Here is a 17,271-nt window from a genome sequence, read left to right on the forward strand (position 1 = left end):
GAAGCCTGGAAATAAGGAGCGGAGCGTATTGGAAGCTTTGGTGAGCACCGGAAGTGCCGAGTGGCTTCCTGTACCCCTTCGTAAGATCAAAAGCGGACTTTTTGAACAACCTCATAAAGGAGATCGCAATGGTTTTTTCAATCACACAAGCCCTTATCCTGCAGCTATGCGGTCCCGAGCATTACGCTAGCGGGGCCGCAATCGAGCAAAGCGGCCAAGTGGCTGCAGTGCGCCAGGAAGGCAACAACCGTTATGCTGCCGTTGTCGCAAGCGGCAAACGGAATTATGAAGTAAGCATATGGCAGGGAGCAGATTCTTCCATTCAGGCGGAATGCACATGCCTTGCCTTTTATACCGATGACCACTACTGCAAGCATGCAGCAGCGGCATTCATTCACCTCTCGAAATCTATGAATCCATCCCGCCCTTCTACAAGATCTTTGAATGGGCCGAGAGGCAAAGTATACCTCAGCAGCGACTCCGACCATGATGTCGTTGAAAATCTGCTGGGACTATTCCAGGAGGAGCGCATCACACGGGGAGCCGCAGCAGGCAGGCTTCGCGATGATCGAGAGCCCCTCACGGTCGAATTCGGCTGCCGTCTTGTGCCTGCCGGAGGCGGGAAGTACCGGATCGGCATCGAACTGAAGATGGGGGCCGGGCGCCTCTATGTCGTTCAGCGCATGCAAGAGCTGCTGGAACGGATCCGCGACGGTCAATCCTATCCGTTCACCAAGCTGTTCGCGTATAATCCCCTGCTTCATCGCTTCTCAAGCGAGGATCATGCCGTGCTGGACAAGCTTACCCGGATGATCGAGCAAGATAATCATGCGGACGGTTCCGCTTCCTTCGCAGGAGCACCGGCAAGGCGCACGGCTGACAGCGAACGGCTGCTGAATGTCCCTCCTTTTGCGTGGAATGAGCTGTTGAACGCACTTATGCGGGCCAGCCATGTCCGGGTCAGCATGCCTTCCGGCCCAAGCGGCGGCTCTCAAGAGTATATGGGGGTGACGCTGGCCCGGGAGCAGGAGAAAGCTCCGCTGCGCTTTCACCTCGGCCTGGCCGCAGACGGCGAAGGCTATGAGCTGTCTGCCGAAGGGCTAAGCGAGCTCGCCGTACTGGACGCTTACGGCATGCTGTTCGCGGAAGGCATCTTCTATCATGTGCGGCATCAGCAACTGGTTCAGCTTGCCAGACTGAATGCCATTATCTACTCCGACACCCGAGATTCGGAGAAGATGAGCCGGGTCACGATTGCTCATGAACAGATCGAGCCGTTCATGCAGCGCGTCTTGCCCGGACTTCGCAAGCTGGGCTACGTCCAGGTATCCGAATCGATCGCCAATCTGATTCTGTATCAGCCTCTGCAAGCCCGCATGTATCTGGACCGGCTTCGCGGCAAGCTCCTCGCGGGACTGGAATTTCAATACGGCGACATTGTGCTGAATCCGCTGGAGCCGGACAAGCCAAGAGGCGCAGACCGCATTCTGATGAGGGAGCAGGAGAAAGAGCATGATATCCTCGCCTTGATGGAGGATGAGCGATTCGGCAAGACGGAAGGCGGATATTTGATCGAAGGCGACGATGCGGAGTTTCACTTCCTGCATGAGGTGGTGCCGCTGCTGGAGCAGCATCTGGCTGTATACGCCACCTCTGCTGTCAGGCTGCGGCTCGCCACCGATGTGCCGCCGCCCAAGCTGCATATTACATGGGAGGAGCGCACCGACTGGCTCCACTTCCGCTTCCAGATGGACGGCATCAGCGAAGAGGAAATCAGGGCAATCGTACGTGCTGTCGAGGAGAAGAAGCCTTACTTCAAGCTGTCGCGAGGATCGCTCCTGCCCCTCAATACCGGGCAATTCGACGCGCTTCTGCGGGTGATGAACGGAGTTGGTCTGCATCACCCGACACTGTTCGGAGAAGGAAGCGGCATTCCTGTAGGGCGCGCGATGGCGCTGCTTGATACGCCGCTCGAGCATGCCGGCATCAAGCTCGGACGGTCGCTGCGCGAGCTGCTGGACGATATGCGCCATCCGGACCAGCTCGACTTCCCGATTCCCGAGCAGCTGGAGCCGACCCTGCGCGATTACCAGCGCTACGGCTATCAATGGATGAGGACGCTTGCGCATTACCGCTTCGGCGGCATATTAGCCGACGAGATGGGGCTTGGCAAGACTGTGCAGAGCATCGCTTATCTGCTCTCGGCTGCGCCGGCCATTCGCGCATCCGGCCAACCGGCGCTTATCGTTGCACCGGCATCGCTGATCTACAATTGGCGCAATGAGCTGGAGCGATTCGCGCCGGAGCTGAATGCCATCGTAGCCGACGGCAACAAGGAAGAGCGCAATGACGCGCTGTACGATATTCGTGCAGCGCGACCTGCATCCAGTCAGCAAGACCATCACCAAGATTCAGTAACAAGGCCCGATGTCATCATTACCTCCTATCCGCTTCTTCGAAGGGATGTGGAGCAATACGCGAAGCAGCCCTTCCATACGGTAATCTTCGATGAAGCGCAGGCCTTCAAAAATGACACGACCCAGACCGCCGGCGCCGCCAGAGCGATTAAGGCAACCTATCGCTTCGCGCTGACCGGCACGCCTATCGAGAACAGGCTGGACGAGCTATGGTCCATCTTCCGCGTAGTCTTCCCGGAGCTGTTCCCTTCCAAGAAGGCGTTCGGGGAACTGACGAGGGAAATTGTAGCGAAGCGCAGCAGGCCTTTCCTACTGCGGAGGCTGAAATCCGATGTGCTGAAGGAGCTGCCTGAGAAGATCGAGACGAGAATTGCCTCCGAGCTGCTGCCGGAGCAGAAGAAACTGTATACCGCTTATCTGGCGAAGCTGCGCCAGGACTCGCTGAAGCATCTGGACAGCGGAGACTACGGGCGGTCGCGCATACGAATATTGGCGGGGATTACGAGACTCCGCCAGCTCTGTTGCCATCCTGCCTTGTTCGTGGAAGGATACCAAGGCAGCTCGGCCAAGTTCGAGCAGCTGATGGAGCTGGTGGAGGAATGCCGCAATTCCGGCAAGCGCGCGCTGATTTTCTCCCAATTCACCGAGATGCTGGAGCTCATCAAACGGGAGCTTGGCTATCGGGGCGTCAGCTTCTTCTATCTGGACGGCAGCACGCCTGCCAAGGATCGCGTAGAGCTGTGCAATAGATTCAACGATGGGGAGCGCGAGCTGTTCCTGTTATCGCTTAAAGCGGGCGGAACCGGACTGAATCTCACTGGCGCGGATACCGTCATTCTATACGACCTGTGGTGGAATCCCGCCGTAGAGCAACAGGCGGCCGACCGCGCGCACCGCATCGGACAGAAGAACGTCGTCCAGATTATCCGCCTAGTTGCGGAAGGGACGGTAGAGGACAAGATGGTCGAGCTGCAGCTGCGCAAGAAAGGGCTGATCGACGATATCGTCGAAGCCGGCAATGAATCCATCTCTTCCCTGACCGAGCAGGATCTCCGCGAAATTCTGTCGCTTCCAGACCAATAGAGCGCTCATCTATGGCAACTAAACTAGATCACCAATTCATTCTGTGCTCCAACATATAGGAGGGATATGACGATGAAACCCTATCGGATGGGCGTCGATATAGGCACAACCAGCACCAAAGCGGTATTATTCGATCGGAGGGGACGCGCGCTCAGCCGGCATGGCGAGGAGTATCCTCTCATGACTCCCGCGCCGGGAGTCGCCGAGCAAGATCCCGAGCTCATCTTCCAATCGGTGCTCCGATCTATTCGCGGCTGTCTGGAGCAAGCCGGGGCAGCTGGCGGAGAAGTGGGATTCGTCGCATTCAGCTCCGCCATGCACAGCTTGATTGTCGTTGACGGCAGCGGCCAGCCGCTCACGCCATCCATTACATGGGCAGATAATCGCAGCGCTGCCTATGCGGAGATTATTAAGACGGAGCATAACGGCCATGAAATCTATAGACGGACAGGCACGCCTATTCATCCGATGTCGCCGCTCGTCAAGCTGGTATGGCTGCGAAGCGAGCGGCCGGAGCTGTTCAAGGCGGAACACAAGTTTATCTCCATTAAGGAATACGTCTTTCATCGCCTTCTTGGTCAATATGTCGTCGATCATTCCATTGCATCCGCTACCGGATTGCTCAATCTGGAGACATTGGATTGGGATGAAGAAGCGCTCCAGCTTGCGGGCATTGTCGGCGAGCAATTATCCTTGCCGGTCGCCACGACGCATGCCATGTCTGGCCTAAAGCCGGAGTATGCGGTGGTAACAGGGCTGCCCGTCGACATAACCTTCATTACAGGAGCCAATGACGGCGTGCTTTCCAATCTCGGCGTAGCCGCGATCGATCCCGGCGTCGTGGCCGTGACTATCGGCACAAGCGGCGCAGTGCGGACGGTAACGGATAAGCCGGTCACCGATCCGGAGGGCCGCGTCTTCTGTTATGCGCTTACCGAGAAGCATTGGGTAATCGGCGGGCCCGTGAACAACGGAGGCATGATCCTGCGCTGGGTGCGGGATGAGCTGGCCGGTGCCGAAGCCGAGACGGCGAAGCGGCTAGGCATCGATGCCTATGAGCTGTTGACCGGCATTGCAGCCAAGGTGCCGCCGGGATCGGACGGCCTGCTCTTCCATCCCTATCTGGCAGGCGAGCGGGCGCCGATCTGGAATGCGAATGCGCGCGGCTCTTACTTCGGGCTTGGGATGCATCATAAGAAGGAACATATGATTCGCGCCGCCATGGAAGGCGTCATTATGAATTTATATACCGTATTAACGGCTCTCCAGGAGCTGATCGGTCCGCCCGCCCATGTGCTCGCCACTGGCGGCTTCGCCCGCTCGGAGCTATGGCGGCAGATGCTGGCGGATGTATTCGGACAGGAGGTCACGGTGCCGGAGAGCTTCGAGAGCTCCTGCCTGGGCGCAGTCGTGCTTGGCATGTACGGGCAAGGAGAGATCGGCTCGCTCAGCGAAGTGAAGGAGATGGTTGGGGGCATTCATACGCATAAGCCCGATGAAGCAGCGGCAGAGACATACCGCAAGCTGCTCCCGCTGTTCGCCGAGCTGCCGCGCTTGCTGGAGGCTCCTTATGCTGCGATTGCTTCCTTCCAGAGGGAGCAAGGTTAACGCTTGGCATCATAAACGGGTTATACCCATACGATTGGAGCGATTCCTGTGAAGCTGGAGAGACTTATCTCCATGGTCTATATGCTTCTGAATAATGAGATTCTGTCCGCTTCCGAGCTGGCGGATAAGTATAACGTCTCGCAGCGTACGATCTACCGCGATATCGAGACCATCTGCGCGGCAGGCATCCCTGTCGTGTCGTATCAGGGCGTCAATGGCGGCTACGGCATCATGGAGGAATACAAGATGGACCGCAGCCTGCTGGGCAGCTATGACGTCGATTCGCTCGTCACCGTCCTGCAATCGATGTCGACGGTCTTCCAAGATGAACGCGCCGCCGAGACCATTCGCAGGCTGAAGACCATTCAGGGCGGACAGCAGGGCTCCTCCCTGTCCCTGGATATCGGAGGACGCGCCGTTTACCGCAAATCGCTGCAATTGCTGCGCGACAGCATCGCCTCCTTAAGAATCGTTGAGTTCCAGTACATCAGTCTCAAAAACGAACGAATGGAGCGTACGGTTGAGCCGGTGCAGCTTCTGTACCGCAACGATTCCTGGTATCTGTACGGCTATTGCCGCAGCCGCCAGGATTACCGCGAGTTCAAGCTGTCCCGCATGGAGGAGCTGAAGCCGACCGGCCTGCACTTTGCAGACCGGCATCAGCCCAAAGACGATCGGAAGCCTTGGAACGGCTATCAAGCGGGGGACAGCAAAGCTGTGGAGGTCGTCATCCGATTCTCCGCAACCTCGCTGGCTAGAGCGCTCGACCGTCTGCATTTGGCGGAGAAGGAGTATCACGAGGACGGCTCGCTGACCGTCCGCTTCCAATCGGATGAGCATTCGCTCACCGGATGGCTTCCCCACCTCATTCTCGGCTTTGGCGAAGATGCAGAAGTCATCGAACCGCCAGCGCTCAGAGAGCATATGGCGCAAAAGCTTCAGTTAATGCTTGGCAAATACCAATAAAAAAGACTAGATGCAGAGCTGGCATTCCCGCCTTAGCCCATGCATCTAGTCTTTTTCCGTTAAGCCGCCTTATGCGCACATGCGCATTGATGGCGCTGAATACGAATGGCAGGACGTCCCGCCTGTGCGGAAATAGCCTTGAACAGCTTGCACTGTCCAATATGGCTCTCCATAGAGCAGATAAACCAGATCAGCGGCTCGCCCTTCCTCTAACGCCTTCACGGATTGGCTGATCGTCTCCCGCTCCTCCGCATCCGGCTCATCGGCCGCCGCTTCTTCACTCTCCATCGCTTCCTTAACCGCTCCAAGCGATTGCCGCGCGCGATAGAGAGCCGCCTTCACTGCGCCCTCCGTCGTATTCAGCCATTCAGCTGTTTCTGCAATGGAATATCCCATCGCTTCCCTGAGAACGAATACCGTGCGTTGTATAGGAGATAGCTGCCGGACGAGAGCTTGCATAGCCTGCTCTGAGTCATACTCCTTCGGAACCGGCGAATCCTGCCGGTATGAATGAACCATGCCGTCCAACAGCTCCTTGTACATCGACTTCCTCCGGCAATCGTCAATCCAGCTGTTTTTGGCCGTACGAAGCAGGAAAGCCTCCGGGTTATCATGCCCCCGCTCCCGCAGCCGCGAGATTGCCTTGCTCCAAGCCGTCTGCGACAAATCCGCCGCATCCCACTCCGAGCCGGTCAGCGCCAGGCAATAGCGGTAGAGGGCTCTCTGCAAGCCCTCCCAATCCGGCTCCTTCCGGTCAGTCCTATCCTTTGTCATCATCGTCATTGCACAGCCTCCTCGCGCGAAGATAAGCCTCTCCCTTTATGTCATAAACGAATGGGATCTCCCAAAAGATACGCCTTTTCTTATTTTTATTTTATGAAAAACATCGCGTATCTTTCAAGCGCTTCAATTCGTTTACCAAGCGTTACACCCCATCACTCATTTGAACGGAGGAACCATCATGAACATTCCAATTCCTTATGTGGTCGAGCAAACGAACCGCGGTGAGCGCTCCTACGATATCTACTCCCGCCTGCTCAAGGACCGGATCGTATTCATCGGCTCGGAGATCAACGATGCCGTCGCCAACAGCGTGATCGCCCAGCTCCTGTTCCTGACCGCCGACGACCCGGAGAAGGACATTCATATGTACATTAACAGCCCAGGAGGCTCCGTGACGGCAGGTCTCGCCATCTATGACACCATGCAGTATATTCAACCACAAATCCAAACGATCTGCACCGGCTTTGCCGCCTCCTTCGGAGCGATCCTGCTTCTCGCCGGCGAGAAGGGCAAACGGTTCGCGCTGCCGAACAGCGAGATCATGATCCACCAGCCGCATGGCGGCGCGCAAGGGCAGGCTGCGGATATCGCCATTAGCGCCAAACGGATTCTGGCTAATCGGGAGAAGCTGAACCGGATTACCTCAGAACGGACAGGGCAGCCGCTGGAGAGGATAGAGAGGGATATGGACCGCGACTATTTCATGTCCGCCGAGGAAGCACTGGCTTACGGGATCATCGATAAAGTAATCGCCAAAAGCTAGCAGGACAAATCTATCAACATTGTGACATTCACCTTTAGTCAAGAGTACAAGCAATTGCTATAGCACACTCATAGCATGTAGTACTTTAGAAGAAGAAGGTGTATAAATGTCAACTAACAGATTGTTGTTCACAACCCCGCGTAGAGGCTTTTTCATTCGTCCTGGCCAAACCAGACTGGTGACTCGCCGCCGCCGTCATGACCATCACGATCACGAACACGATCATGATCATCACCACGATCATGATCATCACCACCATCATCATCGTGATCGCGACAGAGATCGCGACAGAGATCGTGACAGAGACCGTGACCGCGACAGAGACCGTGACCGCGACAGAGATCGCGACCGCGACAGAGATCGCGACCGCGACAGAGATCGTGACCGCGACAGAGATCGTGACCGCGACAGAGATCGCGACCGCGACAGAGATCGTGACCGCGACCGCTTCCGCCGCCGTGACGGCATCGATGTCCGCAATTTCGAGACAATTCGGGTTAACGCACACAATCGCTTTGAATCCGTATCCTGCGTCATTATTTCGATCTTCACCAGCGCGGAGCGCGGCCGTGGTTTTAGCCGTCTGAGAAGAATCAAGCTGGCTCCAGGCGAATCGTTCTCCGAGACTTTCCGCGTACCTGGCGAAGTGCTTCACATCACGGCCCATGCGCTCTGCAAACGGAACCGCAGACTGAGAGGCTTCGACGTTATCGACGTATCCGTGTTCGGGCACCGCTAAGCATTAGCTGAATATGGCGGCTATCTGCTTGGCATATTCCGCAACATCAGATAGCCGCATACGGCAGCGGCCCATAAAAAGACATCAGCCATGAAACTTAGTCTCATGGCTGATGCCTTTGTCGTTCTATCATGACTCAAATCTTATACCATCACTTTGCAAATATCGTTGGTGAACTCGACCGGATCCTGAATCGGCAGTCCCTCAATCAGCAAAGCCTGATTATACAGCAGCTGCGTATACAGGTTGAACTTCTCCGTGTCTGATCCATATGCTTTCTTGAGCGATTGGAATACCTCATGGTTCACGTTGATCTCCAGCACCTTGTCCGCTTTCATGTTGCCGCTGTCCGGCATTGCCTTCAAGATCTTCTCCATCTCAATCGACAGCTCGCCTTCGGAGGACAAGCATACCGGATGGCTCTTCAGGCGCTTCGATGCCTTGACAGAGACAACCTTGCCGCCAAGCTGCGCCAGCATGCCGTCGAACAGCTCCTTGTTGTCGTTCTGCTCCGTCTCGTCTTTGGCTTCCTCGGAATCGGATTCAATGCCGAGATCGCCGCTGGACACCGACTTGAACTCCTTCTCCTTGTAGTTCGCAATGATCTTGATCGCGAACTCGTCGATATCGTCCGTGAAGTACAAAATTTCGTACCCTTTGTCAAGCACCAGCTCGATTTGCGGCAGCTTCTCGATCCGCTCGATGGAATCGCCCGCAGCGTAATAGATATACTTCTGATCCTCCGGCATGCGGGAGATGTATTCATCCAGGCTGACCAGCTTCTTCTCCTTCGAGGAAGTGAAGAGCAGCAAGTCTTGCAGATCGCCCTTATTCATGCCGTAATCATTGTACACGCCGAACTTCAGCTGGCGGCCGAACGCTTGGTAGAACTTCTCGTACTTCTCGCGCTCGTCTTTCAGCATAGATTGAAGCATGCTCTTGATTTTGTTTTTAATATTTTTGGCAATGAGCTTAAGCTGACGGTCATGCTGCAGCAGCTCTCTGGAGATGTTCAGCGAGAGATCCTCGGAATCGACCATCCCTTTCACAAAGCTGAAGTAATCAGGCAGCAGGTCCGCGCACTTGTCCATGATAAGCACGCCATTGGAGTACAGCTCCAGCCCCTTGGCATATTCCTTTGTGTAATAATCGAAAGGCGTATTCTCCGGGATGTACAGAATCGCGTTATAGACGACGGCGCCGTCAGCGCTAATATGAATATGCTTCAGCGGCTGGTCGAAGCCGTAGCGCTTCTCATTATAGAATGCGGCGTAATCTTCCTCGGTCAGCTCGTTTTTGTTGCGGCGCCAGATTGGCACCATGCTGTTCAGGGTCTGCTCCTCGACCACTTCCTCCAGCTCTTCCTCGCTGCCTTCCTTCGGCTTTTGGCTCTTCATATCCATCTTGATTGGATAACGGATGAAGTCGGAATATTTCTTGATAATGGCGCGCAGGCGATAAGGCTCCAGGAATTCGTCGTACTGCTCGTCTTCCGTATTCTCCTTGATCTTCAGCACGATTTCGGTACCGACGCCGTCCTTCTCCGCAGGCACAATCGTGTAGCCGTCCGCCCCCTTCGACGTCCAGCGATACGCCTCTTCGCTGCCAAGCGCCTTCGAGGTCACGACAACCTCGTCAGCGATCATGAATGCAGAATAGAATCCGACACCGAACTGGCCAATAATATTATGGCCGTCCTTTGCTTCATTCTCCTGCTTGAACGCCAGCGATCCGCTCTTCGCAATGACGCCCAGATTGTTCTCCAGCTCCTCCTGCGTCATGCCGATGCCCGTATCGGTCAGCGTCAGCGTACGCTGCGACGGATCAACCGCCACCTTTATGTAGTAATCTTCCTTGTTGAATACGAGGCTCTCATCGGACAGCGCCTTGTAATATATTTTGTCGATCGCATCGCTGGCATTGGAGATCAGCTCCCGCAGAAAAATTTCCTTCTGGGTATAGATCGAATTGATCATCATTTCCAACAATCGCTTGGATTCCGCCTTAAATTGCTTTTTTGCCATGAATGAACATGCTCCTTTCAATCTGAATGTTAGCACTCCTGTCATCAGAGTGCTAATTCTACCTTTTTATATACCATAACCGCAAAAAAGATGTCAACTTCCAAGAAGTTCTTTGTGTAATTTCCTTGAAGCTTTGACAGCTTGCACACAACATGTGATACGATAGAGTCGCCGACAATTTGCAACTTGGTTCGACACTTTTCAAGCGGCGATCCTACTAAAGACATGGAGTCCGATCATGATAGAATCTCGAATTACCGTCTATATTACCCTTGTCGCCATATCCGGCGTGCTCAGCATCTTTCTGTGCCTTTATTCGGTTTATAAGAGAAAAGACATTCCGGGCTCCCCTTATCTGATTCTGCTCACTGCTTTGCAAGCGGTTTATATCTTCGCCTTTGCCTTCGAGCTGGCCAGCGACACGCTGCAGGAAATCAAGCGCTGGGTCGTCGTCGAATACATCGGAATCGGCTTTGCTCCCGTTCTTGGCCTGCTTCTTGTGATCCGTTACATCGCCGCAGCGCTGCCCCGCCTGCTGACCTATTCCATGTTCGCCATACCGGTCATTACCCTGATTATGACCGCAACCAATGATTGGCATCATCTCTTCTATAAACATATCTATCTTCGCGATGATACCCCTACTCCGATGGCCGACGTCGTAATCGGCCAATGGTATATCGTCCAAGGCTCTTATACGTTCGGCTGCTTGCTGGCAGGCGGACTTCTGCTGATCTGGCAGTGGAGAAAAACAAATCGCGCTTACCGGCTGCAGCTGTTCACATTGATCAGCGGGCAGTTCGTGCCAATGATCGCTTCGTTCCTCTATCTGATGGGCGTTACGCCGGACGGGATGGACCCTGTGCCTTTCGTGCTCTGCATTACCTCTTCCATGTATATATGGGCAATGATGTCCACTCACATGCTTCGAATCTCACCCATTGCAAAGGAAAGCCTGTTCGAAAGCATGGCGGAAGGCGTTCTTGTGCTGGACTTGTCGGAGAAGCTGATCGACTACAATGGTGCGGCGCAGCGAATGCTGCCGCAATTGAAAGCCTCGATGATAGGGGATACGCTGGACACCGTATGGGAGAAAATGTGCGGGAATTCCTTCCCGATTGCGCGGGAAGCAAGCGGAATCCAAGGCCATATGAAGTGGCAGTTCCGCCACTCCAGCTCGGATTATGAGGTTAGATCGTCAGTGATTAAAGGAAAACGAGGCGATATCGTCGGCAGCCTGCTCATGCTCATCGATGCCACTGAGCGTTACCGACTGCAGGAGCAGCTTAAACAGCAGGCCTATTACGATGGACTGACAGGCATCTATAATCGGGCCCAGTTCATCCACAGAGCCAGAACGATGCTGGAAGCCACTGAGGCTAAGAGACAGCCGGTCTCGCTAATCCTGTTCGATATTGATTATTTCAAGCAATTCAATGATACCTATGGGCACGATACCGGAGATGCCGTCCTGATTCATACGGTGACGGCCTGCCGGAGTCTGCTGCCTGAGGACGCATTGTTTGGCAGATACGGCGGTGAAGAGTTCGTCGTGGCGCTGCAGGGTTATACAGGGAAAGAAGCCGTTCAGCTGGCGAACCGGCTGAGAGAAGCCTTGCCGGCTGCTCCATTAGCCTCTGCGCACGGTCCGCTGACCGTTACAGCCAGCTTCGGGGTCGCCGGGGCTGATCACAGCCAATATAACCTGGAAGCGATGCTTCGGGATGCGGATGAAGCGTTGTATGAAGCCAAACGGAGCGGCAGGAATACGGTTGGTATTGTCAGCCGTTCGCTTGCACCGGAATCCAGGCCAAAGCCCATCCCTTCATAAAGCTTCACTTCCGCATTATTGTACATGCTTCTGAATAAATCCAATTACCGCACGGTCGTACGAGCCAGGGTCGGTGTGCCTGGCGAGGCCATGACCAGCGCCCGGAATAATAAGCAGCTCCTTCTCCTCCGGTCCTTGTTCGTACAGCTCATTCACCATGGCCGTCGGAACGAACAGGTCCGTGTCTCCATGGATGAACAGAATCGGCGTCTTCGACTTCCTCACTTGCTTAATCGCAGACGCCTCGCCAAAGCTGTAGCCCGCTCTCCATTTGGTCACCAGACTCGTCGTTTGAAGCAGCGGGAAAGACGGAAGCTTGTACATTCTTTTCAGCTGGTAGGCAAGCTGCTCCCTCGCAGACGTATAGCCGCAGTCCTCAATAATCGCCTTAACCTGGTGCGGGAGCGGCTCGCCGCTTGTCATCATGACCGTTGCCCCGCCCATTGAGACGCCATGCAGAATGATCTGCGACTTCTCTCCGTTCCTCTCGACCACTTTCCGAATCCAGCCGACATAATCCCTTCGCTCCGGCCATCCAAAGCCGATATACCGGCCCTCGCTCCGCCCGTGCCCTCTGGCATCCGGAAGCAATACATTATACCCCAATTTTTCACTATACATTTGTGCATAGTTGGTCATGAGCGCCGCATGGCCGGAATAGCCATGTGCGATGATAACTGTTACAAAGGAAGGCTGCTTCGCCTCCAAATAATAGGCATGCAAGCGCAGGTCGTCCTCTGATTGCAGGTTCCATTCTTCGAATGACTGAGAGTCCCACCACTGGTCATTGCGCTCATAGGGATTTTCCGCGCTTGCGCCAACATCAAGGTCCGGGTTGCCGTCTAAAAAGCTTTTGTCGGTACGCGCGATGGCGACGTTATAGAAATACAAGCTGGCCCCTGCGATGCCTATAACAAGTATAACTACGATAATAGTAACGAGCATCTGCAAGCTCCCTTCGGTTATGGATCGATGATCTGTTATTGTTATCATAATGAAATAAAGGACCGCAAGGCAAGCTGCGGGAGCTTGCTCTGCGGACCTTGTACCTGCATGTTTTGTTAATGGGCGTATTTAAAAATGATTTGATCCTCTCCAACTTCTCTATCATAGCAAATTTTATGAAGAATGGAGTGGTTCCAGAATCGCCAATTGGGCCTGCTACAGCAGGCCCGCCTCCATCTCCTCAAGCTTCTCGCATATTTCGTTATGCCATACCATATCGCCCTGCTCATAGGCTACAAATGCCAGCGATTTCAAGGAATCGAGCTTGCGCACCAGCTCCAGATTTACCGTCAGGCAATGAGCGAGCTCCTGCTTCTCCACAGCTGAAAGCCGATCATAATTGCCCCCTATCGACTTCGCCTTCAAGGTTAATTCCGCTAGCCTGCGGTGTGCCGAATGAATGCCAATCATGTGTCCCACCCTACCTTCATACCGGATTTCCTGCCAATACTAACAGGATAGCCCGTCTGGCGTTGTTCATTCATGCTCGGACAACTATTTTGAATATTTTTATAGAATCTAGCATCAGAGGGTAGATTCTAGGCTTGATCACCTAAGCCGGAGCCGGATACAGCCCTTTTCTCCACCATCTCAAACGTATCATTGGCGCAAGCCGGACAGCCCACATTTTTCAGCTGCTCAATCGTCTCGATCTCTTCTTGGATGCCTACTAAGATTTGCCGCGCGCATTGCTTGCACGCATAGATGCGCAGCGTCCGCTTGACTTCTCCCGTATACAAGGCATCGGTGAAAGCGCCGCAATGCTCTGGTTCCGTCTGGTCTGTCGTGCGCAGAATGAACATCTGGCTGCGGTTCGCAATCATCTCGGCCCCTTCATACTCGTTGAAGTGCGGGAAGCTTGCGCACACCGTAAGACCCATCCGCACAAATTCCCGCTGCATCGCCAGCATAAATCCTGGCGATTTATGCGCGAAGGACAGGAAGACCGGCAGCCCCTTCGAATGGTTCAACGCCTGAATGCCGCGCGATAGGAACAGGCTCATGCCCTGCAGCGTATACGGCGGATCGGTGAAGAAACCATCATAACGACCGCATAGCGCCAGCGGCAGCGGCTCCCTGAAATCAACGTGATGACATGTGACAGGAAGGTCATGCTCCCTCGCCACCTCTTCAATGTAGCGGATAAACCGCACATCAATATCCATCACCTCAATATTCGTCGCCGCATGCCCCCCGCTTGGGAATAATCTCTGGAGCAGCAGCCCCATCGCCACGCTGACCAGATCATCGTCTCCTGCACATAATATCCGCTTGCCGATGAGCGCATGCTGCTGAAGGCAAAGAACGGCGCGGCGCAGGCTGGTCTCCGGCGTACACTTGGACTGGTCAATGCGTACGTCAACAGCCGGCCGCTCTGCGAACAACTCCTTAAGCTTCGCCAATATTCTGCTCAGTTCCTTATCCCATCCCGACATTTCCCGCATAGCCCGGTGGAATGAACGGTCGAGGCCCCGGTATCCCCACACTTCCTCCACCCAAGCCGTCCCCTCCGGAGTACAACGGACGCCCCGCTCCTGCGCCAATGCTCCCGCTTTAATCAGCTCCCGCTTGACAGCTGCAGCTACCGGGACGGGAAGCAATGTCTTCCTGGCCAGTTCCTTGGTTGAGATGCCCGGCTGCAAATAGCATTCCAGCAGCAATTGCTCAACCGCTTGCTCTCCTTCTTGCAGCGTCATCTTTTCGTTAACTATTTTGGTGTAGTGTTTCATTCTTTCATCCTCCAGTCTCGTATATAAAAATAGTTGTTCTCTGGTTCGCTCTTATCCGCACAATTGACACTGACATGTCATCACTCCTCATTTTTTGTATGAAACGCAATATAGGGCAGAGATGAACATACGTCATCCCTGCCCTCTATTGCAGATGCCTAATAACTCGCCATAAACGCAAAAAATCCGCACTGAACACAGTACGGATAAAGGCGCAGGTGGTATAGGCGTCCCCTAAGGTTTAGATTAATCCGTTGTTCTTAACTAATTCCGAAGCATCCCCTTGGCCATCAAGAAACAAACCACCCTCTACTTGAGCGCATGGTTCATAGCCTTACGGATACCTCTAATATGGAATTTGATTAGTTAAGAACGACCTGATTCATAAACTCTCTCCTTAAAGGGAATTACCTTTATGTTATCGTATTTGGATTGGTGGAGTCAAATTTGTTTGGTGGGATCCAATGAAATAACCATCGGTAATCATGTCATTATTTGTTTTAATATGTCTTAATTTAAACTAAAGGAAACTATGCACTCTATTGGTTCTATGGTACTATATAGTAAAATATTGAGGAGGATTACATATGTTAATTGCACTTATTATTCTGGCAGCTATTATTTTCCTTATCGTTTCACTGGTCAGAGGTCGATCAAAAGCAAAAAATCGCCAACAAAATATTGGCTCCAAATATTCGATTGCACTCGAACTTGTCGAAGGGCTCCCTGTCCAACCAACTTTTGCTACTCTTCACACTTGTGAGGATAAATTGATTATTGATGTTAAAAAACAATCTTTTGATATTCCTAACGAGAGAATTATTAGATTCAGCAACAAAAATCCAATGAGTATGGGCGCATTCGGAATGAAAACCCCACTATTTGTTGTATTCTATTACGATAAAAACGGTAAAGAACAAGCCATTACCTTCACAAGCTCCATATTAGATCCGCTTAGACTCATTCCTGAATTCAATAAAGCATTAAACCGCCCAGAAGCGAAGCTAGAGGCCGGTCCAGACGGAACTATTTCTTTGTAAAACAGTCCCGATATAAAAGCTAAAGCCTCCTATAAAAGGAGGCTTTTTTACTTGGGAAGAATACATTGATTCAACTGAAATAGTTGAGTAACAACTAATACGTCTCATACACCAGAGCACTGTCTAATTCCAACTCCGCCGAAAAGAGTGCGTAGATGTAAAGCTGTCCGGCTGGCGTCTCGCCCGCATCATATCCTAAGCGGAAGGCTCCATCCCTTTCAAATTCGAGGGCCGACAGCACCAGCTCATTCACATCCTCATCCGGATGCGTCCGGGCGATCAGCTCCAGCGCTTGCCCGACCAGTTCCTCCCTGCGTTCCCATGCCCCTCTAATCAATGGCGACAGCTGCTCCATATCCGCTAAGGTTGAAGCATCTACAGAAGCGGCAATTTCATTGTCCTTGTATATCAAAGTGGCAGAATACGAGGAAAAGGAATTGTCGTATTTGAACGTGCCCACTTCCTCTATGATATAGTCCGGCTCTATCATCAGATTATTGGAGGAATCCACTTTCACTAACTTAGGGTTATCACTCGTATCCAGCACCGATAATTTATTTTCAGAGCAATACAGCTCCATTAACCGGGCATTCCGGCTGATGTCCAGGCTCGCAATATGGTTGTTAAAGCATCTAAGACTCTCCAAGGCGGAGATCTTAGCCACATCCAATTGGACAAGATGATTGTGGTTGCAGCGCAACTCTATCAGTCCTATGCAATTCCCGATATTCAAAGTGCTCAAATAGTTATTGCCGCAATCGAGTCGTGCAAGCTGTCTGTTCTGCTCCAGATCCAGCGCGAATAAGGAATTATAGCCGCAATTAAGCTCCGCTAATTGCTCGTTGCTCTCTAGCCTCAGCTCCGTCAGAAGGTTCCAGTAGCAATGCAGCTTCGCAAGCTTGGGATTGCCGCTGACATCCAATTTGCGGATTCGGTTAAAACCGCAATCCAGCATCTCCAGCTCTGGAAGGCTGGTGAGATCTAGTCCATAAATATCGTTTTTATTGCAATTGAGCTCCTTCAACCGCACGTTATGACTAAGATTCAGCTCGCTCAGCCTATTATACGAGCAATTCAGTTCTTCAAGCGACACAAAATGCTCGATCCCGCTTAAACTGGAGAACTTGCGATTCTGAAGCTGAAGCGACAAGACATGCTCCACATCGCCACGCTCTATGCGATCTCGGCCTCCCGAGAAATTGTCCAGAACATAGCTCCTAAATCCTTCGTCTATGAATTCCCCAGTAATGTCCATCATACGCCTCCTTCAGCAAGCAGCTGC

At 53.1% G+C, this 17,271-nt stretch carries 13 protein-coding genes; 6 read left to right on the forward strand and 7 right to left on the reverse strand.

Annotation, left to right across the window (positions count from 1 at the left end; all coding sequences use genetic code 11):
• The first annotated feature begins 128 nt into the window (after positions 1-128).
• From D3P09_RS08900 to D3P09_RS08910, 3 genes are all read left to right on the forward strand, one after another.
• Positions 129-3,500, forward strand: coding sequence for a DEAD/DEAH box helicase (locus D3P09_RS08900; protein WP_120109087.1), 3,372 nt, complete (start codon positions 129-131; stop codon positions 3,498-3,500).
• 66 nt (positions 3,501-3,566) lie between these two features.
• Positions 3,567-5,108, forward strand: coding sequence for a gluconokinase (gene gntK / locus D3P09_RS08905; RefSeq protein WP_120109089.1), 1,542 nt, complete (start codon positions 3,567-3,569; stop codon positions 5,106-5,108).
• 48 nt (positions 5,109-5,156) lie between these two features.
• Positions 5,157-6,074: a helix-turn-helix transcriptional regulator gene (locus D3P09_RS08910; protein WP_120109091.1), complete on the forward strand. Its 918-nt coding sequence runs from the start codon at positions 5,157-5,159 to the stop codon at positions 6,072-6,074.
• Positions 6,075-6,143: 69 nt separating this feature from the next.
• Here D3P09_RS08910 and D3P09_RS08915 read toward each other — a convergent pair whose 3' ends face one another.
• A complete protein-coding gene (locus tag D3P09_RS08915) occupies positions 6,144-6,857 on the reverse strand; it encodes an RNA polymerase sigma factor (RefSeq protein WP_120109093.1) in 714 nt (237 codons plus the stop codon).
• A 178-nt stretch (positions 6,858-7,035) separates the two neighbouring features.
• On the opposite strand from D3P09_RS08915, the gene clpP reads away from it, so the two are divergent.
• Complete coding sequence (gene clpP, locus D3P09_RS08920) at positions 7,036-7,620, forward strand: ATP-dependent Clp endopeptidase proteolytic subunit ClpP (RefSeq protein ID WP_120109095.1); 585 nt, start codon at positions 7,036-7,038, stop codon at positions 7,618-7,620.
• Positions 7,621-7,729: 109 nt separating this feature from the next.
• Here clpP and D3P09_RS27615 read toward each other — a convergent pair whose 3' ends face one another.
• Both D3P09_RS27615 and htpG read right to left on the reverse strand, forming a co-directional pair.
• On the reverse strand, positions 7,730-8,287 hold the full coding sequence (locus tag D3P09_RS27615; protein WP_165867364.1) for a hypothetical protein: 558 nt from the start codon (positions 8,285-8,287) through the stop codon (positions 7,730-7,732).
• Between the two features lie 215 nt (positions 8,288-8,502).
• Positions 8,503-10,383 carry a molecular chaperone HtpG gene (gene htpG, locus D3P09_RS08930; RefSeq protein ID WP_120109097.1) on the reverse strand — a complete coding sequence of 627 codons (1,881 nt, stop codon included), beginning with the start codon at positions 10,381-10,383 and terminating at the stop codon, positions 8,503-8,505.
• Positions 10,384-10,621: 238 nt separating this feature from the next.
• Here htpG and D3P09_RS08935 point away from each other — a divergent pair, with 238 nt between their 5' ends.
• Positions 10,622-12,214, forward strand: a complete 1,593-nt coding sequence (locus D3P09_RS08935; protein ID WP_243644013.1) for a histidine kinase N-terminal 7TM domain-containing diguanylate cyclase — start codon at positions 10,622-10,624, stop codon at positions 12,212-12,214.
• Positions 12,215-12,229: 15 nt separating this feature from the next.
• Here the strand turns inward: D3P09_RS08935 and D3P09_RS08940 are convergent, their stop codons facing one another.
• The 3 genes from D3P09_RS08940 to D3P09_RS08950 all read right to left on the reverse strand — a co-directional run bounded on the left by D3P09_RS08940 (position 12,230) and on the right by D3P09_RS08950 (position 14,949).
• The gene (locus tag D3P09_RS08940) at positions 12,230-13,159 is read right to left on the reverse strand and encodes an alpha/beta hydrolase (RefSeq protein ID WP_120109099.1); all 930 of its coding nucleotides are present in this window, start codon (positions 13,157-13,159) and stop codon (positions 12,230-12,232) included.
• Between the two features lie 216 nt (positions 13,160-13,375).
• Positions 13,376-13,630 (reverse strand): DUF7667 family protein, encoded by a 255-nt coding sequence (locus tag D3P09_RS08945; RefSeq protein WP_120109101.1) that lies wholly within the window; start codon positions 13,628-13,630, stop codon positions 13,376-13,378.
• A gap of 128 nt (positions 13,631-13,758) precedes the next feature.
• Positions 13,759-14,949: a bis-aminopropyl spermidine synthase family protein gene (locus tag D3P09_RS08950; protein WP_120109103.1), complete on the reverse strand. Its 1,191-nt coding sequence runs from the start codon at positions 14,947-14,949 to the stop codon at positions 13,759-13,761.
• Between the two features lie 587 nt (positions 14,950-15,536).
• Between D3P09_RS08950 and D3P09_RS08955 the strand changes: the two genes are divergently transcribed.
• On the forward strand, positions 15,537-15,989 hold the full coding sequence (locus tag D3P09_RS08955; protein ID WP_120109105.1) for a hypothetical protein: 453 nt from the start codon (positions 15,537-15,539) through the stop codon (positions 15,987-15,989).
• 94 nt (positions 15,990-16,083) lie between these two features.
• Here D3P09_RS08955 and D3P09_RS08960 read toward each other — a convergent pair whose 3' ends face one another.
• Complete coding sequence (locus D3P09_RS08960) at positions 16,084-17,247, reverse strand: leucine-rich repeat domain-containing protein (RefSeq protein WP_243644015.1); 1,164 nt, start codon at positions 17,245-17,247, stop codon at positions 16,084-16,086.
• Positions 17,248-17,271 lie beyond the last annotated feature (24 nt).

It is taken from the genome of Paenibacillus pinisoli (assembly GCF_003605435.1).
Classification (GTDB): Bacteria; Bacillota; Bacilli; order Paenibacillales; family Paenibacillaceae; genus Pristimantibacillus; species Pristimantibacillus pinisoli.

What these genes read in the sequence shown, in the direction of transcription:
- D3P09_RS08900 (WP_120109087.1), top strand. Translation starts at nt 129, where the DNA reads ATGGTTTTTTCAATCACACAAGCCCTTATCCTGCAGCTATGCGGTCCC.
- gntK (WP_120109089.1), top strand. Translation starts at nt 3,567, where the DNA reads ATGACGATGAAACCCTATCGGATGGGCGTCGATATAGGCACAACCAGC.
- D3P09_RS08915 (WP_120109093.1), bottom strand. Translation starts at nt 6,857, where the DNA reads ATGACGATGATGACAAAGGATAGGACTGACCGGAAGGAGCCGGATTGG.
- clpP (WP_120109095.1), top strand. Translation starts at nt 7,036, where the DNA reads ATGAACATTCCAATTCCTTATGTGGTCGAGCAAACGAACCGCGGTGAG.
- D3P09_RS27615 (WP_165867364.1), bottom strand. Translation starts at nt 8,287, where the DNA reads ATGGGCCGTGATGTGAAGCACTTCGCCAGGTACGCGGAAAGTCTCGGA.
- htpG (WP_120109097.1), bottom strand. Translation starts at nt 10,383, where the DNA reads ATGGCAAAAAAGCAATTTAAGGCGGAATCCAAGCGATTGTTGGAAATG.
- D3P09_RS08935 (WP_243644013.1), top strand. Translation starts at nt 10,622, where the DNA reads ATGATAGAATCTCGAATTACCGTCTATATTACCCTTGTCGCCATATCC.
- D3P09_RS08940 (WP_120109099.1), bottom strand. Translation starts at nt 13,159, where the DNA reads ATGCTCGTTACTATTATCGTAGTTATACTTGTTATAGGCATCGCAGGG.
- D3P09_RS08945 (WP_120109101.1), bottom strand. Translation starts at nt 13,630, where the DNA reads ATGATTGGCATTCATTCGGCACACCGCAGGCTAGCGGAATTAACCTTG.
- D3P09_RS08950 (WP_120109103.1), bottom strand. Translation starts at nt 14,949, where the DNA reads ATGAAACACTACACCAAAATAGTTAACGAAAAGATGACGCTGCAAGAA.
- D3P09_RS08955 (WP_120109105.1), top strand. Translation starts at nt 15,537, where the DNA reads ATGTTAATTGCACTTATTATTCTGGCAGCTATTATTTTCCTTATCGTT.
- D3P09_RS08960 (WP_243644015.1), bottom strand. Translation starts at nt 17,247, where the DNA reads ATGATGGACATTACTGGGGAATTCATAGACGAAGGATTTAGGAGCTAT.